This window comes from Neobacillus niacini (genome assembly GCF_030817595.1).
GTDB lineage: Bacteria > Bacillota > Bacilli > Bacillales > Cytobacillaceae > Neobacillus > Neobacillus niacini_G.
The window spans coordinates 4,238,987-4,255,392 of record NZ_JAUSZN010000001.1; the positions used below are offsets into that span (position 1 = coordinate 4,238,987).

At 47.0% G+C, this 16,406-nt stretch carries 5 protein-coding genes, 9 tRNA genes and 6 rRNA genes; all 20 read right to left on the reverse strand.

The window, feature by feature from the left end; all coding sequences use genetic code 11:
- Positions 1 to 13: 13 nt before the first annotated feature.
- The 20 genes from QFZ31_RS20090 to dusB all read right to left on the reverse strand — a co-directional run bounded on the left by QFZ31_RS20090 (position 14) and on the right by dusB (position 16,404).
- Positions 14 to 1,087, reverse strand: coding sequence for a protein arginine kinase (locus tag QFZ31_RS20090; protein ID WP_307306210.1), 1,074 nt, complete (start codon positions 1,085 to 1,087; stop codon positions 14 to 16).
- A gap of 1 nt (position 1,088) precedes the next feature.
- Positions 1,089 to 1,637 carry a UvrB/UvrC motif-containing protein gene (locus QFZ31_RS20095; RefSeq protein WP_179603613.1) on the reverse strand — a complete coding sequence of 183 codons (549 nt, stop codon included), beginning with the start codon at positions 1,635 to 1,637 and terminating at the stop codon, positions 1,089 to 1,091.
- A 29-nt stretch (positions 1,638 to 1,666) separates the two neighbouring features.
- The gene (locus QFZ31_RS20100) at positions 1,667 to 2,128 is read right to left on the reverse strand and encodes a CtsR family transcriptional regulator (protein ID WP_306077286.1); all 462 of its coding nucleotides are present in this window, start codon (positions 2,126 to 2,128) and stop codon (positions 1,667 to 1,669) included.
- Positions 2,129 to 2,573: 445 nt separating this feature from the next.
- A 5S ribosomal RNA gene (gene rrf, locus QFZ31_RS20105) occupies positions 2,574 to 2,689 on the reverse strand.
- 73 nt (positions 2,690 to 2,762) lie between these two features.
- Positions 2,763 to 5,699 (reverse strand): 23S ribosomal RNA (locus QFZ31_RS20110).
- Positions 5,700 to 5,894: 195 nt separating this feature from the next.
- Positions 5,895 to 7,444 (reverse strand): 16S ribosomal RNA (locus QFZ31_RS20115).
- A gap of 173 nt (positions 7,445 to 7,617) precedes the next feature.
- Positions 7,618 to 7,693 (reverse strand) — tRNA-Ala (locus tag QFZ31_RS20120).
- A 19-nt stretch (positions 7,694 to 7,712) separates the two neighbouring features.
- Positions 7,713 to 7,789, reverse strand: a tRNA-Pro gene (locus tag QFZ31_RS20125).
- 7 nt (positions 7,790 to 7,796) lie between these two features.
- Positions 7,797 to 7,873, reverse strand: a tRNA-Arg gene (locus QFZ31_RS20130).
- A gap of 29 nt (positions 7,874 to 7,902) precedes the next feature.
- Positions 7,903 to 7,991, reverse strand: a tRNA-Leu gene (locus QFZ31_RS20135).
- A 5-nt stretch (positions 7,992 to 7,996) separates the two neighbouring features.
- Positions 7,997 to 8,071, reverse strand: a tRNA-Gly gene (locus tag QFZ31_RS20140).
- A gap of 13 nt (positions 8,072 to 8,084) precedes the next feature.
- Positions 8,085 to 8,169, reverse strand: a tRNA-Leu gene (locus QFZ31_RS20145).
- A 14-nt stretch (positions 8,170 to 8,183) separates the two neighbouring features.
- A tRNA-Lys gene (locus tag QFZ31_RS20150) sits at positions 8,184 to 8,259 on the reverse strand.
- A gap of 33 nt (positions 8,260 to 8,292) precedes the next feature.
- Positions 8,293 to 8,368: transfer RNA gene (locus tag QFZ31_RS20155), tRNA-Thr, on the reverse strand.
- A 39-nt stretch (positions 8,369 to 8,407) separates the two neighbouring features.
- A tRNA-Val gene (locus tag QFZ31_RS20160) sits at positions 8,408 to 8,483 on the reverse strand.
- Positions 8,484 to 8,493: 10 nt separating this feature from the next.
- A 5S ribosomal RNA gene (gene rrf / locus QFZ31_RS20165) occupies positions 8,494 to 8,609 on the reverse strand.
- Between the two features lie 73 nt (positions 8,610 to 8,682).
- Positions 8,683 to 11,619 (reverse strand): 23S ribosomal RNA (locus QFZ31_RS20170).
- A gap of 195 nt (positions 11,620 to 11,814) precedes the next feature.
- Positions 11,815 to 13,364: ribosomal RNA gene (locus QFZ31_RS20175) — 16S ribosomal RNA — on the reverse strand.
- Together the 16S, 23S and 5S rRNA genes with 9 tRNA genes alongside form the textbook arrangement of a ribosomal RNA operon.
- A 347-nt stretch (positions 13,365 to 13,711) precedes the next feature.
- Positions 13,712 to 15,196, reverse strand: a complete 1,485-nt coding sequence (gene lysS / locus QFZ31_RS20180) for a lysine--tRNA ligase (protein ID WP_307306217.1) — start codon at positions 15,194 to 15,196, stop codon at positions 13,712 to 13,714.
- 209 nt (positions 15,197 to 15,405) lie between these two features.
- Positions 15,406 to 16,404 carry a tRNA dihydrouridine synthase DusB gene (gene dusB / locus QFZ31_RS20185; RefSeq protein ID WP_307306220.1) on the reverse strand — a complete coding sequence of 333 codons (999 nt, stop codon included), beginning with the start codon at positions 16,402 to 16,404 and terminating at the stop codon, positions 15,406 to 15,408.
- Positions 16,405 to 16,406 lie beyond the last annotated feature (2 nt).

The following is a 16,406-nucleotide window of genomic DNA, read 5'->3' on the forward strand; positions in this document are numbered from 1 at the left end:
ATTCCATTCCTCCTCACCTTTTATCTGACTCCATTTTTATTCGTTCTCGAATTAATGCTGCTCGTCTTATATCTCTTTCATTTGCTCTTAAATGCCCGCCTGCGTACTGCTGCAAGAATCCAGGCTGTGTTAAAATCATCAATTCATTTAATATATTCTTAGGTAAATGATCAATGTATCCCATATCAATTCCTAGGCGGACATCGGATAGGCATTTTGCAGCCTCTTTTGTTTCAATGATTCTGCAGTTGGATAACACGCCATAAGAACGAAACACTCTGTCTTCTAATTGTATGTTTGAAGTTTTGCGTAATGCTTCACGAGCAGACCTTTCTTGTGAAATTAACTGACTCACAACACCTTTTAGGTCACGGCAAATGTCTTCTTCAGATTTTCCTAAAGTAATTTGATTGGAAATTTGAAATATATTTCCGAGCGCTTCACTCCCCTCACCATAGATACCTCTTACAACCAAACCCAGCTGATTAATTGCCGGAATAATACGATTGATTTGCTGTGTTAACATCAATCCTGGTAAATGCATCATGACTGAAGCACGAAGTCCGGTTCCTACGTTTGTAGGGCAGCTTGTTAGATAACCATGCTTCTCATCGAATCCAAAGTGAATATGGCTTTCCAGCCAATCATCTACTTCATTCGCAGCCTCCAATGCCTCCGTTAGTTGCAACCCAGGAAACAAACACTGAATGCGAATGTGATCCTCTTCATTAATCATAATACTAACTTCTTCATTTTCGGTTAATAGAACAGCCCCATAAGGTGAGTCTTCTGCTAAATTAGGACTAATCAAATGCTTTTCTACCAAAACCCTTTTTTGAAGAGGCTGTATGTCATCAATCTTCAGAAGTTCCATTTGTCCAAACTTTGTAAAGTTAGATTCACGCAGGATTTCTTCCATTTTTAAAATAATCGATTGTGCTTCTTCATGCGAAAATAGTGTTGGAAATTTATAGTTTTCAAAGTTTCGGGCTAAACGGATTCGGGAACTAAGGACGATATCTGAGTCAGGCCCCTCCTCGCTCATCCACGAGCTGACTGCTTGATTAATAAAACGTTCAAGCGACACGTTATTCCCCTCCCTTACTACTGCTAGGTAATTCCTTCTCGAGAGTACGAATTTCATCTCGAATCTTAGCAGCTTTTTCAAATTCCTCTTGTTGAATTAACTCTTTTAGCTCATTTTTAAGATTTTCAACTTGCTTCTTGAGATGAATACTTCCACCAATTCTTTTTGGTATTTTACCGCTATGCGACCAATTTCCGCTGTGAAGTCGCCTTAAGACGGGTGGAAGCTGCTCCTTAAACGTTTCATAGCAATGGGCACATCCGAACCTTCCAACTTTAATAAATTGCGGAAATGTCATTGAACATTTATTACATTGAAGTACTTCTTCTTGATGGAATGTATTTTGATTTTGTTTTTGAACAGTAGGATCAATATTCAATAGACCCGCTAATAGGTTATTAAAAGTAAAGCCTGATCCACCATTAATCATAAACATCTCGCCCTTTTCTTGGGCACATTTTTCACAAAGGTTTACCTCGGTTTTTTCACCATTGATGATTTTTGTAAAATGGAGTGCGGCAGGCCTTTGATTACATTCCTGGCAAATCATTTTTATTTCACCTCTCTAGCTGGTATAAATTATTTATATTTCAATGATGTTAACATCGCTTTCAACATTCTTGCACGTAATTCGTCTCGGAATGGAAGATCAATATAAAGGACTGAACGGTCAATAACACTTAACATTATTTTTGCCTCTCGTTTTGTAATTATCTCCTCATGGACGAGTCTGTAAATTACATCCTCTGCCGTAGCTTGTGCGATACGATTTTCAATGAGCGACAACAAATGGTCAATTAAGTCGGCTAAATCATGGGACTGAACCTTCATGATTCGGATGTACCCGCCTCCCCCGCGTTTACTCTCTACGATATACCCTCGTTCAATGGTAAAGCGCGTATTAATGACATAATTTATTTGTGACGGTACACATTGAAATTTATCTGCTATTTCACTTCTCTTAATTTCAACGTGTTCCTTGTCACTCATTTCTAATACTTGTTTTAAATACTTTTCAATAATATCGGAGATGTTTCTCATCTTCCCACCTCCTTCTGACTTTGACTATATTTGACATTAATTATACTGAAAATTTTATGTAGTTGCAAACAACATGCTACTAATGATTTTCTCCATTTTTCGCATGTGTGAAACCTGTTTGGATTGATTAATTTGTTTTTAGGTAGTTAGTAATGGTAGGAAAGCTTTGTGGTTTTTGATTCCCTTTATCCTAGTAAAATGAAGTTTGAGGTAATCTAAAGGAGAGTTTGACTCCCTTTATCCTGGGAAAATCAAGTTTGAGGTAATCACAAGGAGGGTTTGGTTCCCTAATCCTTTAAAAGTCTAGTTTAACGGCAACAAAAAGAGATTTTAGTTCCTTCTATTGGGTAAAAATCATGCTCAAGGGAATCAAAAGTTTATTCTACAATCCCGTAATTCCGTACAAAACAAAAAAACACAACCCTTATCAGGTTGTGCTTCGTGTGCCTGGCAACGTCCTACTCTCACAGGGACAAAGTCCCAACTACCATCGGCGCTGAGAAGCTTAACTTCCGTGTTCGGTATGGGAACGGGTGTGACCTTCTCGCCATTATTACCAGACTGTTTTTGAGGTATCATTCCCTCAAAACTAGATAATCAGAAGAAGTGTGTAAAACGAGTTCGCTTTTAAATATTGGTTAAGTCCTCGAACGATTAGTATCAGTCAGCTCCACATGTTACCACGCTTCCACCTCTGACCTATCAACCTGATCATCTTTCAGGGTTCTTACTAGCTTGACGCTATGGGAAATCTCATCTTGAGGGGGGCTTCATGCTTAGATGCTTTCAGCACTTATCCCGTCCGCACATAGCTACCCAGCGATGCCTTTGGCAAGACAACTGGTACACCAGCGGTGCGTCCATCCCGGTCCTCTCGTACTAAGGACAGCTCCTCTCAAATTTCCTGCGCCCACGACGGATAGGGACCGAACTGTCTCACGACGTTCTGAACCCAGCTCGCGTACCGCTTTAATGGGCGAACAGCCCAACCCTTGGGACCGACTACAGCCCCAGGATGCGATGAGCCGACATCGAGGTGCCAAACCTCCCCGTCGATGTGGACTCTTGGGGGAGATAAGCCTGTTATCCCCGGGGTAGCTTTTATCCGTTGAGCGATGGCCCTTCCATGCGGAACCACCGGATCACTAAGCCCGACTTTCGTCCCTGCTCGACTTGTAGGTCTCGCAGTCAAGCTCCCTTGTGCCTTTACACTCTACGAATGATTTCCAACCATTCTGAGGGAACCTTTGGGCGCCTCCGTTACTCTTTAGGAGGCGACCGCCCCAGTCAAACTGCCCACCTGACACTGTCTCCCACCCCGATCAGGGGTGTGGGTTAGAATTTCAATACAGCCAGGGTAGTATCCCACCGACGCCTCCACCGAAGCTGGCGCTCCGGTTTCTCAGGCTCCTACCTATCCTGTACAAGCTGTACCAAAATTCAATATCAGGCTACAGTAAAGCTCCACGGGGTCTTTCCGTCCTGTCGCGGGTAACCTGCATCTTCACAGGTACTATAATTTCACCGAGTCTCTCGTTGAGACAGTGCCCAGATCGTTACGCCTTTCGTGCGGGTCGGAACTTACCCGACAAGGAATTTCGCTACCTTAGGACCGTTATAGTTACGGCCGCCGTTTACTGGGGCTTCGATTCAGAGCTTCGCTTGCGCTAACCCCTCCTCTTAACCTTCCAGCACCGGGCAGGCGTCAGCCCCTATACTTCGCCTTGCGGCTTCGCAGAGACCTGTGTTTTTGCTAAACAGTCGCCTGGGCCTATTCACTGCGGCTCTTCGAGGCTATTCACCTCAAAAAGCACCCCTTCTCCCGAAGTTACGGGGTCATTTTGCCGAGTTCCTTAACGAGAGTTCTCTCGCTCACCTTAGGATTCTCTCCTCGCCTACCTGTGTCGGTTTGCGGTACGGGCACCTTTTATCTCGCTAGAGGCTTTTCTTGGCAGTGTGGAATCAGGAACTTCGGTACTATATTTCCCTCGCTATCACAGCTCAGCCTTTACGGTAAGCGGATTTTCCTACTTACCAGCCTAACTGCTTAGACGCGCATATCCAACAGCGCGCTTACCCTATCCTCCTGCGTCCCCCCATCACTCAAACGATAAAGAGGTGGTACAGGAATATCAACCTGTTGTCCATCGCCTACGCCTTTCGGCCTCGGCTTAGGTCCCGACTAACCCTGAGAGGACGAGCCTTCCTCAGGAAACCTTAGGCATACGGTGGATGGGATTCTCACCCATCTTTCGCTACTCATACCGGCATTCTCACTTCTAAGCGCTCCACCAGTCCTTACGGTCTAGCTTCAACGCCCTTAGAACGCTCTCCTACCACTGACACCATACGGTGTCAATCCACAGCTTCGGTGTTACGTTTAGCCCCGGTACATTTTCGGCGCAGAGTCACTCGACCAGTGAGCTATTACGCACTCTTTAAATGGTGGCTGCTTCTAAGCCAACATCCTGGTTGTCTAAGCATCTCCACATCCTTTTCCACTTAACGTAAACTTTGGGACCTTAGCTGGTGGTCTGGGCTGTTTCCCTTTTGACTACGGATCTTATCACTCGCAGTCTGACTCCCACGGATAAGTCTTTGGCATTCGGAGTTTGTCTGAATTCGGTAACCCGATGAGGGCCCCTAGTCCAAACAGTGCTCTACCTCCAAGACTCTTACAACGTGAGGCTAGCCCTAAAGCTATTTCGGAGAGAACCAGCTATCTCCAAGTTCGATTGGAATTTCTCCGCTACCCACACCTCATCCCCGCACTTTTCAACGTGCGTGGGTTCGGGCCTCCATCCAGTGTTACCTGGACTTCACCCTGGACATGGGTAGATCACCTGGTTTCGGGTCTACGACCACATACTCATACGCCCTATTCAGACTCGCTTTCGCTGCGGCTCCGTCTCTTCAACTTAACCTTGCATGGGATCGTAACTCGCCGGTTCATTCTACAAAAGGCACGCCATCACCCATGAACGGGCTCTGACTACTTGTAGGCACACGGTTTCAGGATCTCTTTCACTCCCCTTCCGGGGTGCTTTTCACCTTTCCCTCACGGTACTGGTTCACTATCGGTCACTAGGGAGTATTTAGCCTTGGGAGATGGTCCTCCCAGCTTCCGACCGGATTTCACGTGTCCGGCCGTACTCAGGATCCACTCAGGAGGGAACGAAGTTTCAACTACAGGGTTTTTACCTTCTATGACGGACCTTTCCAGATCGCTTCATCTACCCCGTTCCTTTGTAACTCCATGTTGAGTGTCCTACAACCCCAAGAGGCAAGCCTCTTGGTTTGGGCTATGTCCCGTTTCGCTCGCCGCTACTCAGGGAATCGCGTTTGCTTTCTCTTCCTCCGGGTACTTAGATGTTTCAGTTCCCCGGGTCTGCCTTCAATACCCTATGTATTCAGGTAAAGATACTGCTCCATTACGAGCAGTGGGTTCCCCCATTCGGAAATCTCCGGATCAAAGCTTACTTACAGCTCCCCGAAGCATATCGGTGTTAGTCCCGTCCTTCATCGGCTCCTAGTGCCAAGGCATCCACCGTGCGCCCTTTCTAACTTAACCTAAATGGTTATACTCTTATTAAATAAGAGAGAAAAACTAATGTGGCGATTCTCGGTTTTACTTTGACTTCTTCTTACGATTATCTAGTTTTCAAAGAACGATTAAAAAAAGCTTTGAGAGAATTGCTCCCTCAAAACTAAACAAACAAGTAACAGTCAACGTTTTATCAGTCCACAAGGACTGCATTATCCTTAGAAAGGAGGTGATCCAGCCGCACCTTCCGATACGGCTACCTTGTTACGACTTCACCCCAATCATCTGTCCCACCTTAGGCGGCTGGCTCCTTGCGGTTACCCCACCGACTTCGGGTGTTACAAACTCTCGTGGTGTGACGGGCGGTGTGTACAAGGCCCGGGAACGTATTCACCGCGGCATGCTGATCCGCGATTACTAGCGATTCCGGCTTCATGTAGGCGAGTTGCAGCCTACAATCCGAACTGAGAATGGTTTTATGGGATTGGCTAAACCTCGCGGTCTCGCAGCCCTTTGTACCATCCATTGTAGCACGTGTGTAGCCCAGGTCATAAGGGGCATGATGATTTGACGTCATCCCCACCTTCCTCCGGTTTGTCACCGGCAGTCACCTTAGAGTGCCCAACTGAATGCTGGCAACTAAGATCAAGGGTTGCGCTCGTTGCGGGACTTAACCCAACATCTCACGACACGAGCTGACGACAACCATGCACCACCTGTCACTCTGTCCCCCGAAGGGGAACTTCCTATCTCTAGGAGTGTCAGAGGATGTCAAGACCTGGTAAGGTTCTTCGCGTTGCTTCGAATTAAACCACATGCTCCACCGCTTGTGCGGGCCCCCGTCAATTCCTTTGAGTTTCAGCCTTGCGGCCGTACTCCCCAGGCGGAGTGCTTAATGCGTTAGCTGCAGCACTAAAGGGCGGAAACCCTCTAACACTTAGCACTCATCGTTTACGGCGTGGACTACCAGGGTATCTAATCCTGTTTGCTCCCCACGCTTTCGCGCCTCAGCGTCAGTTACAGACCAGAAAGCCGCCTTCGCCACTGGTGTTCCTCCACATCTCTACGCATTTCACCGCTACACGTGGAATTCCGCTTTCCTCTTCTGTACTCAAGTCCCCCAGTTTCCAATGACCCTCCACGGTTGAGCCGTGGGCTTTCACATCAGACTTAAAGGACCGCCTGCGCGCGCTTTACGCCCAATAATTCCGGACAACGCTTGCCACCTACGTATTACCGCGGCTGCTGGCACGTAGTTAGCCGTGGCTTTCTGGTTAGGTACCGTCAAGGTACCGGCAGTTACTCCGATACTTGTTCTTCCCTAACAACAGAGCTTTACGACCCGAAGGCCTTCATCGCTCACGCGGCGTTGCTCCGTCAGACTTTCGTCCATTGCGGAAGATTCCCTACTGCTGCCTCCCGTAGGAGTCTGGGCCGTGTCTCAGTCCCAGTGTGGCCGATCACCCTCTCAGGTCGGCTACGCATCGTCGCCTTGGTGAGCCGTTACCTCACCAACTAGCTAATGCGCCGCGGGCCCATCTGTAAGTGTCAGCGTAAACCGACTTTCAGCTTTTCCTCATGAGAGGAAAAGGATTATCCGGTATTAGCTCCGGTTTCCCGAAGTTATCCCAGTCTTACAGGCAGGTTGCCCACGTGTTACTCACCCGTCCGCCGCTAACCAAAAGGTGCAAGCACCTTAAGATTCGCTCGACTTGCATGTATTAGGCACGCCGCCAGCGTTCGTCCTGAGCCAGGATCAAACTCTCCAAGAAAGTTGATTAGCTCATTTTGTTACGTTGGCTTAGCTTTTATTAAAAGCTAAAAAATTGTTTTGTTGACGTTCTTGTTTGTTTAGTTTTCAAAGAGCAATACGGTGTCGCGTTGGCGACTTTAATATCTTAACAAATGTGTTTTACATTGTCAACATATTATTTCACAAAATATTTGGTGGAGCCTAGCGGGATCGAACCGCTGACCTCCTGCGTGCAAAGCAGGCGCTCTCCCAGCTGAGCTAAGGCCCCATATTAAATAGAATAAGAATGGTCGGGAAGACAGGATTCGAACCTGCGACCCCTTGGTCCCAAACCAAGTGCTCTACCAAGCTGAGCTACTTCCCGTAAAAAATGGCGCGCCCGAAAGGAGTCGAACCCATAACCTTCTGATCCGTAGTCAGACACTCTATCCAATTGAGCTACGGGCGCAATATTATAATAACATTCAGCTTACAAAATGGTGCCGAGGACCGGAATCGAACCGGTACGGTAGTCACCTACCGCAGGATTTTAAGTCCTGTGCGTCTGCCAGTTCCGCCACCCCGGCAACTTTGGAGCGGAAGACGGGATTCGAACCCGCGACCCCCACCTTGGCAAGGTGGTGTTCTACCACTGAACTACTTCCGCATATTAAATTAAATGGTGCGGGTGAAGGGAGTCGAACCCCCACGCCTTGCGGCGCCAGATCCTAAGTCTGGTGCGTCTGCCAATTCCGCCACACCCGCATATTCATTTAAAATGGTGAGCCATGAAGGACTCGAACCTTCGACCCTCTGATTAAAAGTCAGATGCTCTACCAACTGAGCTAATGGCTCATACAAGGAAATTTTTTCGCTATCACGAAAAAATGGTGCCGGCGAGAGGACTTGAACCCCCAACCTACTGATTACAAGTCAGTTGCTCTACCAATTGAGCTACCCCGGCACATAATAATAATAGTTCCTCTTATATAGAAGAAAAGTATGGTGGAGGATGACGGGATCGAACCGCCGACCCTCTGCTTGTAAGGCAGATGCTCTCCCAGCTGAGCTAATCCTCCATATAATACAGCCTGGCAACGTCCTACTCTCACAGGGACAAAGTCCCAACTACCATCGGCGCTGAGAAGCTTAACTTCCGTGTTCGGTATGGGAACGGGTGTGACCTTCTCGCCATTATTACCAGACTGTTTTTGAGGTATCATTCCCTCAAAACTAGATAATCAGAAGAAGTGTGTAAAACGAGTTCGCTTTTAAATATTGGTTAAGTCCTCGAACGATTAGTATCAGTCAGCTCCACATGTTACCACGCTTCCACCTCTGACCTATCAACCTGATCATCTTTCAGGGTTCTTACTAGCTTGACGCTATGGGAAATCTCATCTTGAGGGGGGCTTCATGCTTAGATGCTTTCAGCACTTATCCCGTCCGCACATAGCTACCCAGCGATGCCTTTGGCAAGACAACTGGTACACCAGCGGTGCGTCCATCCCGGTCCTCTCGTACTAAGGACAGCTCCTCTCAAATTTCCTGCGCCCACGACGGATAGGGACCGAACTGTCTCACGACGTTCTGAACCCAGCTCGCGTACCGCTTTAATGGGCGAACAGCCCAACCCTTGGGACCGACTACAGCCCCAGGATGCGATGAGCCGACATCGAGGTGCCAAACCTCCCCGTCGATGTGGACTCTTGGGGGAGATAAGCCTGTTATCCCCGGGGTAGCTTTTATCCGTTGAGCGATGGCCCTTCCATGCGGAACCACCGGATCACTAAGCCCGACTTTCGTCCCTGCTCGACTTGTAGGTCTCGCAGTCAAGCTCCCTTGTGCCTTTACACTCTACGAATGATTTCCAACCATTCTGAGGGAACCTTTGGGCGCCTCCGTTACTCTTTAGGAGGCGACCGCCCCAGTCAAACTGCCCACCTGACACTGTCTCCCACCCCGATCAGGGGTGTGGGTTAGAATTTCAATACAGCCAGGGTAGTATCCCACCGACGCCTCCACCGAAGCTGGCGCTCCGGTTTCTCAGGCTCCTACCTATCCTGTACAAGCTGTACCAAAATTCAATATCAGGCTACAGTAAAGCTCCACGGGGTCTTTCCGTCCTGTCGCGGGTAACCTGCATCTTCACAGGTACTATAATTTCACCGAGTCTCTCGTTGAGACAGTGCCCAGATCGTTACGCCTTTCGTGCGGGTCGGAACTTACCCGACAAGGAATTTCGCTACCTTAGGACCGTTATAGTTACGGCCGCCGTTTACTGGGGCTTCGATTCAGAGCTTCGCTTGCGCTAACCCCTCCTCTTAACCTTCCAGCACCGGGCAGGCGTCAGCCCCTATACTTCGCCTTGCGGCTTCGCAGAGACCTGTGTTTTTGCTAAACAGTCGCCTGGGCCTATTCACTGCGGCTCTTCGAGGCTATTCACCTCAAAAAGCACCCCTTCTCCCGAAGTTACGGGGTCATTTTGCCGAGTTCCTTAACGAGAGTTCTCTCGCTCACCTTAGGATTCTCTCCTCGCCTACCTGTGTCGGTTTGCGGTACGGGCACCTTTTATCTCGCTAGAGGCTTTTCTTGGCAGTGTGGAATCAGGAACTTCGGTACTATATTTCCCTCGCTATCACAGCTCAGCCTTTACGGTAAGCGGATTTTCCTACTTACCAGCCTAACTGCTTAGACGCGCATATCCAACAGCGCGCTTACCCTATCCTCCTGCGTCCCCCCATCACTCAAACGATAAAGAGGTGGTACAGGAATATCAACCTGTTGTCCATCGCCTACGCCTTTCGGCCTCGGCTTAGGTCCCGACTAACCCTGAGAGGACGAGCCTTCCTCAGGAAACCTTAGGCATACGGTGGATGGGATTCTCACCCATCTTTCGCTACTCATACCGGCATTCTCACTTCTAAGCGCTCCACCAGTCCTTACGGTCTAGCTTCAACGCCCTTAGAACGCTCTCCTACCACTGACACCATACGGTGTCAATCCACAGCTTCGGTGTTACGTTTAGCCCCGGTACATTTTCGGCGCAGAGTCACTCGACCAGTGAGCTATTACGCACTCTTTAAATGGTGGCTGCTTCTAAGCCAACATCCTGGTTGTCTAAGCAACTCCACATCCTTTTCCACTTAACGTAAACTTTGGGACCTTAGCTGGTGGTCTGGGCTGTTTCCCTTTTGACTACGGATCTTATCACTCGCAGTCTGACTCCCACGGATAAGTCTTTGGCATTCGGAGTTTGTCTGAATTCGGTAACCCGATGAGGGCCCCTAGTCCAAACAGTGCTCTACCTCCAAGACTCTTACAACGTGAGGCTAGCCCTAAAGCTATTTCGGAGAGAACCAGCTATCTCCAAGTTCGATTGGAATTTCTCCGCTACCCACACCTCATCCCCGCACTTTTCAACGTGCGTGGGTTCGGGCCTCCATCCAGTGTTACCTGGACTTCACCCTGGACATGGGTAGATCACCTGGTTTCGGGTCTACGACCACATACTCATACGCCCTATTCAGACTCGCTTTCGCTGCGGCTCCGTCTCTTCAACTTAACCTTGCATGGGATCGTAACTCGCCGGTTCATTCTACAAAAGGCACGCCATCACCCATGAACGGGCTCTGACTACTTGTAGGCACACGGTTTCAGGATCTCTTTCACTCCCCTTCCGGGGTGCTTTTCACCTTTCCCTCACGGTACTGGTTCACTATCGGTCACTAGGGAGTATTTAGCCTTGGGAGATGGTCCTCCCAGCTTCCGACCGGATTTCACGTGTCCGGCCGTACTCAGGATCCACTCAGGAGGGAACGAAGTTTCAACTACAGGGTTTTTACCTTCTATGACGGACCTTTCCAGATCGCTTCATCTACCCCGTTCCTTTGTAACTCCATGTTGAGTGTCCTACAACCCCAAGAGGCAAGCCTCTTGGTTTGGGCTATGTCCCGTTTCGCTCGCCGCTACTCAGGGAATCGCGTTTGCTTTCTCTTCCTCCGGGTACTTAGATGTTTCAGTTCCCCGGGTCTGCCTTCAATACCCTATGTATTCAGGTAAAGATACTGCTCCATTACGAGCAGTGGGTTCCCCCATTCGGAAATCTCCGGATCAAAGCTTACTTACAGCTCCCCGAAGCATATCGGTGTTAGTCCCGTCCTTCATCGGCTCCTAGTGCCAAGGCATCCACCGTGCGCCCTTTCTAACTTAACCTAAATGGTTATACTCTTATTAAATAAGAGAGAAAAACTAATGTGGCGATTCTCGGTTTTACTTTGACTTCTTCTTACGATTATCTAGTTTTCAAAGAACGATTAAAAAAAGCTTTGAGAGAATTGCTCCCTCAAAACTAAACAAACAAGTAACAGTCAACGTTTTATCAGTCCACAAGGACTGCATTATCCTTAGAAAGGAGGTGATCCAGCCGCACCTTCCGATACGGCTACCTTGTTACGACTTCACCCCAATCATCTGTCCCACCTTAGGCGGCTGGCTCCTTGCGGTTACCCCACCGACTTCGGGTGTTACAAACTCTCGTGGTGTGACGGGCGGTGTGTACAAGGCCCGGGAACGTATTCACCGCGGCATGCTGATCCGCGATTACTAGCGATTCCGGCTTCATGTAGGCGAGTTGCAGCCTACAATCCGAACTGAGAATGGTTTTATGGGATTGGCTAAACCTCGCGGTCTCGCAGCCCTTTGTACCATCCATTGTAGCACGTGTGTAGCCCAGGTCATAAGGGGCATGATGATTTGACGTCATCCCCACCTTCCTCCGGTTTGTCACCGGCAGTCACCTTAGAGTGCCCAACTGAATGCTGGCAACTAAGATCAAGGGTTGCGCTCGTTGCGGGACTTAACCCAACATCTCACGACACGAGCTGACGACAACCATGCACCACCTGTCACTCTGTCCCCCGAAGGGGAACTTCCTATCTCTAGGAGTGTCAGAGGATGTCAAGACCTGGTAAGGTTCTTCGCGTTGCTTCGAATTAAACCACATGCTCCACCGCTTGTGCGGGCCCCCGTCAATTCCTTTGAGTTTCAGCCTTGCGGCCGTACTCCCCAGGCGGAGTGCTTAATGCGTTAGCTGCAGCACTAAAGGGCGGAAACCCTCTAACACTTAGCACTCATCGTTTACGGCGTGGACTACCAGGGTATCTAATCCTGTTTGCTCCCCACGCTTTCGCGCCTCAGCGTCAGTTACAGACCAGAAAGCCGCCTTCGCCACTGGTGTTCCTCCACATCTCTACGCATTTCACCGCTACACGTGGAATTCCGCTTTCCTCTTCTGTACTCAAGTCCCCCAGTTTCCAATGACCCTCCACGGTTGAGCCGTGGGCTTTCACATCAGACTTAAAGGACCGCCTGCGCGCGCTTTACGCCCAATAATTCCGGACAACGCTTGCCACCTACGTATTACCGCGGCTGCTGGCACGTAGTTAGCCGTGGCTTTCTGGTTAGGTACCGTCAAGGTACCGGCAGTTACTCCGATACTTATTCTTCCCTAACAACAGAGCTTTACGACCCGAAGGCCTTCATCGCTCACGCGGCGTTGCTCCGTCAGACTTTCGTCCATTGCGGAAGATTCCCTACTGCTGCCTCCCGTAGGAGTCTGGGCCGTGTCTCAGTCCCAGTGTGGCCGATCACCCTCTCAGGTCGGCTACGCATCGTCGCCTTGGTGAGCCGTTACCTCACCAACTAGCTAATGCGCCGCGGGCCCATCTGTAAGTGTCAGCGTAAACCGACTTTCAGCTTTTCCCCATGAGAGGAAAAGGATTATCCGGTATTAGCTCCGGTTTCCCGAAGTTATCCCAGTCTTACAGGCAGGTTGCCCACGTGTTACTCACCCGTCCGCCGCTAACCAAAAGGTGCAAGCACCTTAAGATTCGCTCGACTTGCATGTATTAGGCACGCCGCCAGCGTTCGTCCTGAGCCAGGATCAAACTCTCCAAGAAAGTTGATATAGCTCATTTTGTTACGTTGGCTTAACTTTTTTTAAAAGCTAAAAAAATTGTTTGTTGACGTTCTTGTTTGTTTAGTTTTCAAAGAGCAATTATTTATACCGCTCAAAAGCGACTTTATTATCTTACCAAGTTATCAACCTAATGTCAATAACTTTTTCTAAAAACCTTTTTTAAAACTTGTTGTCTCGCAACAACAGATATTAATATACCACCATTAGGGAATGAGTGCAATAGCTTTTCCAACATATTTATCAAATATACGAAAATAATAATTTTCAAACTATTTGTCTACTACAAACAACAAAGCACCAGTGACCTGGTGCTTTTCCAATTTCATATTAACGATGGCGCATTAACGGGAATAATAATACGTCGCGAATGGATGGGGAGTTGGTTAACAGCATGACAAGACGATCAATACCGATTCCTAATCCACCTGTAGGCGGCATACCATATTCTAATGCCTCTACAAAGTCTTCGTCCATTTCATGTGCTTCATCATTACCCTGTTCACGCTCTTTTAATTGCGCTTCAAACCGTTCTCTTTGATCAATAGGATCATTTAACTCAGTAAATGCATTCGCATGTTCCCGTGCAACAATAAATAATTCAAACCGATCTGTAAACCTTGGATCTTCCTCGTTTTTCTTAGCAAGTGGAGAAATCTCAACCGGGTGACCATAAATAAATGTTGGCTGTATTAACTTTTCTTCAACTTTTTGCTCGAAGAATTCATTCACGATATGCCCATAAACCATATGTTCAGTGATTTCTACACCATGTTCTTTCGCAAGTGCCCGGGCTTCTTCTACACTCATTTCTTTCCAGAAGTCTACTCCGGTATATTCTTTAATTGCATCCACCATGTGTAATCTTTTCCACTCTGGCTTTAAGTTAACTTCGTATTCACCGTATTGGACAGTAGTTGTACCTAGTACCTCTTGCGCAATGTGTGCAATTAAGTTTTCAGTCAGACTCATAATGTCCTGATAATCAGCATAAGCCTCATATAGCTCGATCATTGTAAATTCTGGATTGTGTCGTGTTGAAACACCCTCATTACGGAATACGCGGCCGATTTCATATACTTTTTCAAGTCCGCCAACAATTAGACGCTTTAAATGGAGCTCAATAGCAATCCGCATATAAAGCTCCATATCAAGTGCATTATGGTGAGTGATAAACGGACGTGCAGACGCACCACCAGCGATAGAGTGCATCATCGGAGTTTCAACTTCTAGATATCCATTGTCATCAAGATAACGGCGCATAGCTTGAATAATTTTACTGCGTGTAATAAAGGTCTCTCTGCTCTCTTGGCTTACAATTAAATCTAGGTAACGCTGACGGTATCGCTGCTCCACATCTTTAAGTCCATGGAATTTATCCGGTAATGGTCGGAGTGCTTTTGTTAAGAACGTATAGTTTTGAACCTTAACGGATAATTCTCCTACCTTTGTTTTAAATAAGGTTCCTGTTACACCGATGATATCTCCCAAATCTGATGAATCAAATACTTCGTATGCTTCCGCACCAATCGCATCTACTCTAACGTATACTTGAATTTGCCCAGTTAGATCTTGGATATTAGCAAACCCCGCTTTACCTTTTCCACGCTTCGTCATCATCCGACCTGCAATCGTTACTTCAACATTTTTTGCCTCAAGGTCTTCCTTCTCTAACTCTCCATACTGTTCTACTAGTTCAACAATACTATGACTACGTTCAAAGCGTTTTCCAAATGGATCTAGTCCATTTTCACGCATCGTATTCATTTTTTCCCGTCTGACCCTCAGCTGGTCATTTAATTCTTCTTGACTCATGCTTAATCAACTCCAATTACTTCTTTTTTATGTAAACTAACATCTAATCCCTTAAATAGTTCACTTTTTATGCATACTTTATTATTTTACACAATCTCGACAATTCAGACATCAAAAAAGATTAATATAAAAGAAAACTGCCAGTTATTTCACTGGCAGTGCTCATTAAATAAAAACAATTATAGAAAAGCTTATAGTTAAAGTCAAATTTATCCTACAATTACTTGCCTTTCTTCCTCTTCTACTTCTGCTGCTAAACTATTTAACACTCCTACTAATTCATCACGAGTATTACATTCGTTAATGGCATTTCTGACACGTGCATTTCCTCGTACACCTTTTAAATACCACGCAGCATGCTTACGCATTTCACGTACAGCTATATACTCATCCTTAAGGGCAATTAAACGATCAAGATGTAAAATACATACATCCATTTTTTCACGAACTGTTGGTTCATCCATCAATCGTCCTGTCTCAAGATATTGTACAGTACGGTAGATCATCCACGGATTTCCCAGAGCAGCTCTTCCGATCATAACTCCATCACAACCGGTTTCTTCGAGCATTCTTTTTGCGTCGTGTGGAGTTTGTACATCACCATTACCGATTAATGGGATGTTTATTGACTGCTTTACTTCTCGGATAATGTCCCAGTTTGCTTTTCCTTCATACATCTGAACACGAGTACGTCCATGAAGTGCAACTGCCTTACCGCCAGCTCTTTCTACAGCCTGTGCATTTTTGACAGCAAAAATATGGTTGTCATCCCAGCCCATACGCATTTTAACCGTTACAGGTTTTTCGACTGTTTCAACAACCGCTGCTACCATTTCATAGATTTTATCTGGGTCTAACAGCCATTTCGCTCCAGCATCACATTTAGTGATTTTCGGAACAGGACAGCCCATATTGATATCAATAATATCTGCATTTGTATTTTTATCTACAAATTGCGCTGCCTCTACCAGTGTTTTCTTTTCTCCGCCAAATATCTGCAGGCTAAGAGGTTTTTCACGTTCGTCGATATAAAGCATATTCATCGTTTTTTCATTTTTAAGCACAATTCCTTTATCACTAACCATTTCCGCACAAACTAAACCAGCTCCGAACTCTTTAACCGTTAAACGGAAGGCAGAGTTACATACACCAGCCATTGGTGCTAAAACGACCTGATTTTTAATTTCAATGTCGCCGATTTTCAACAATC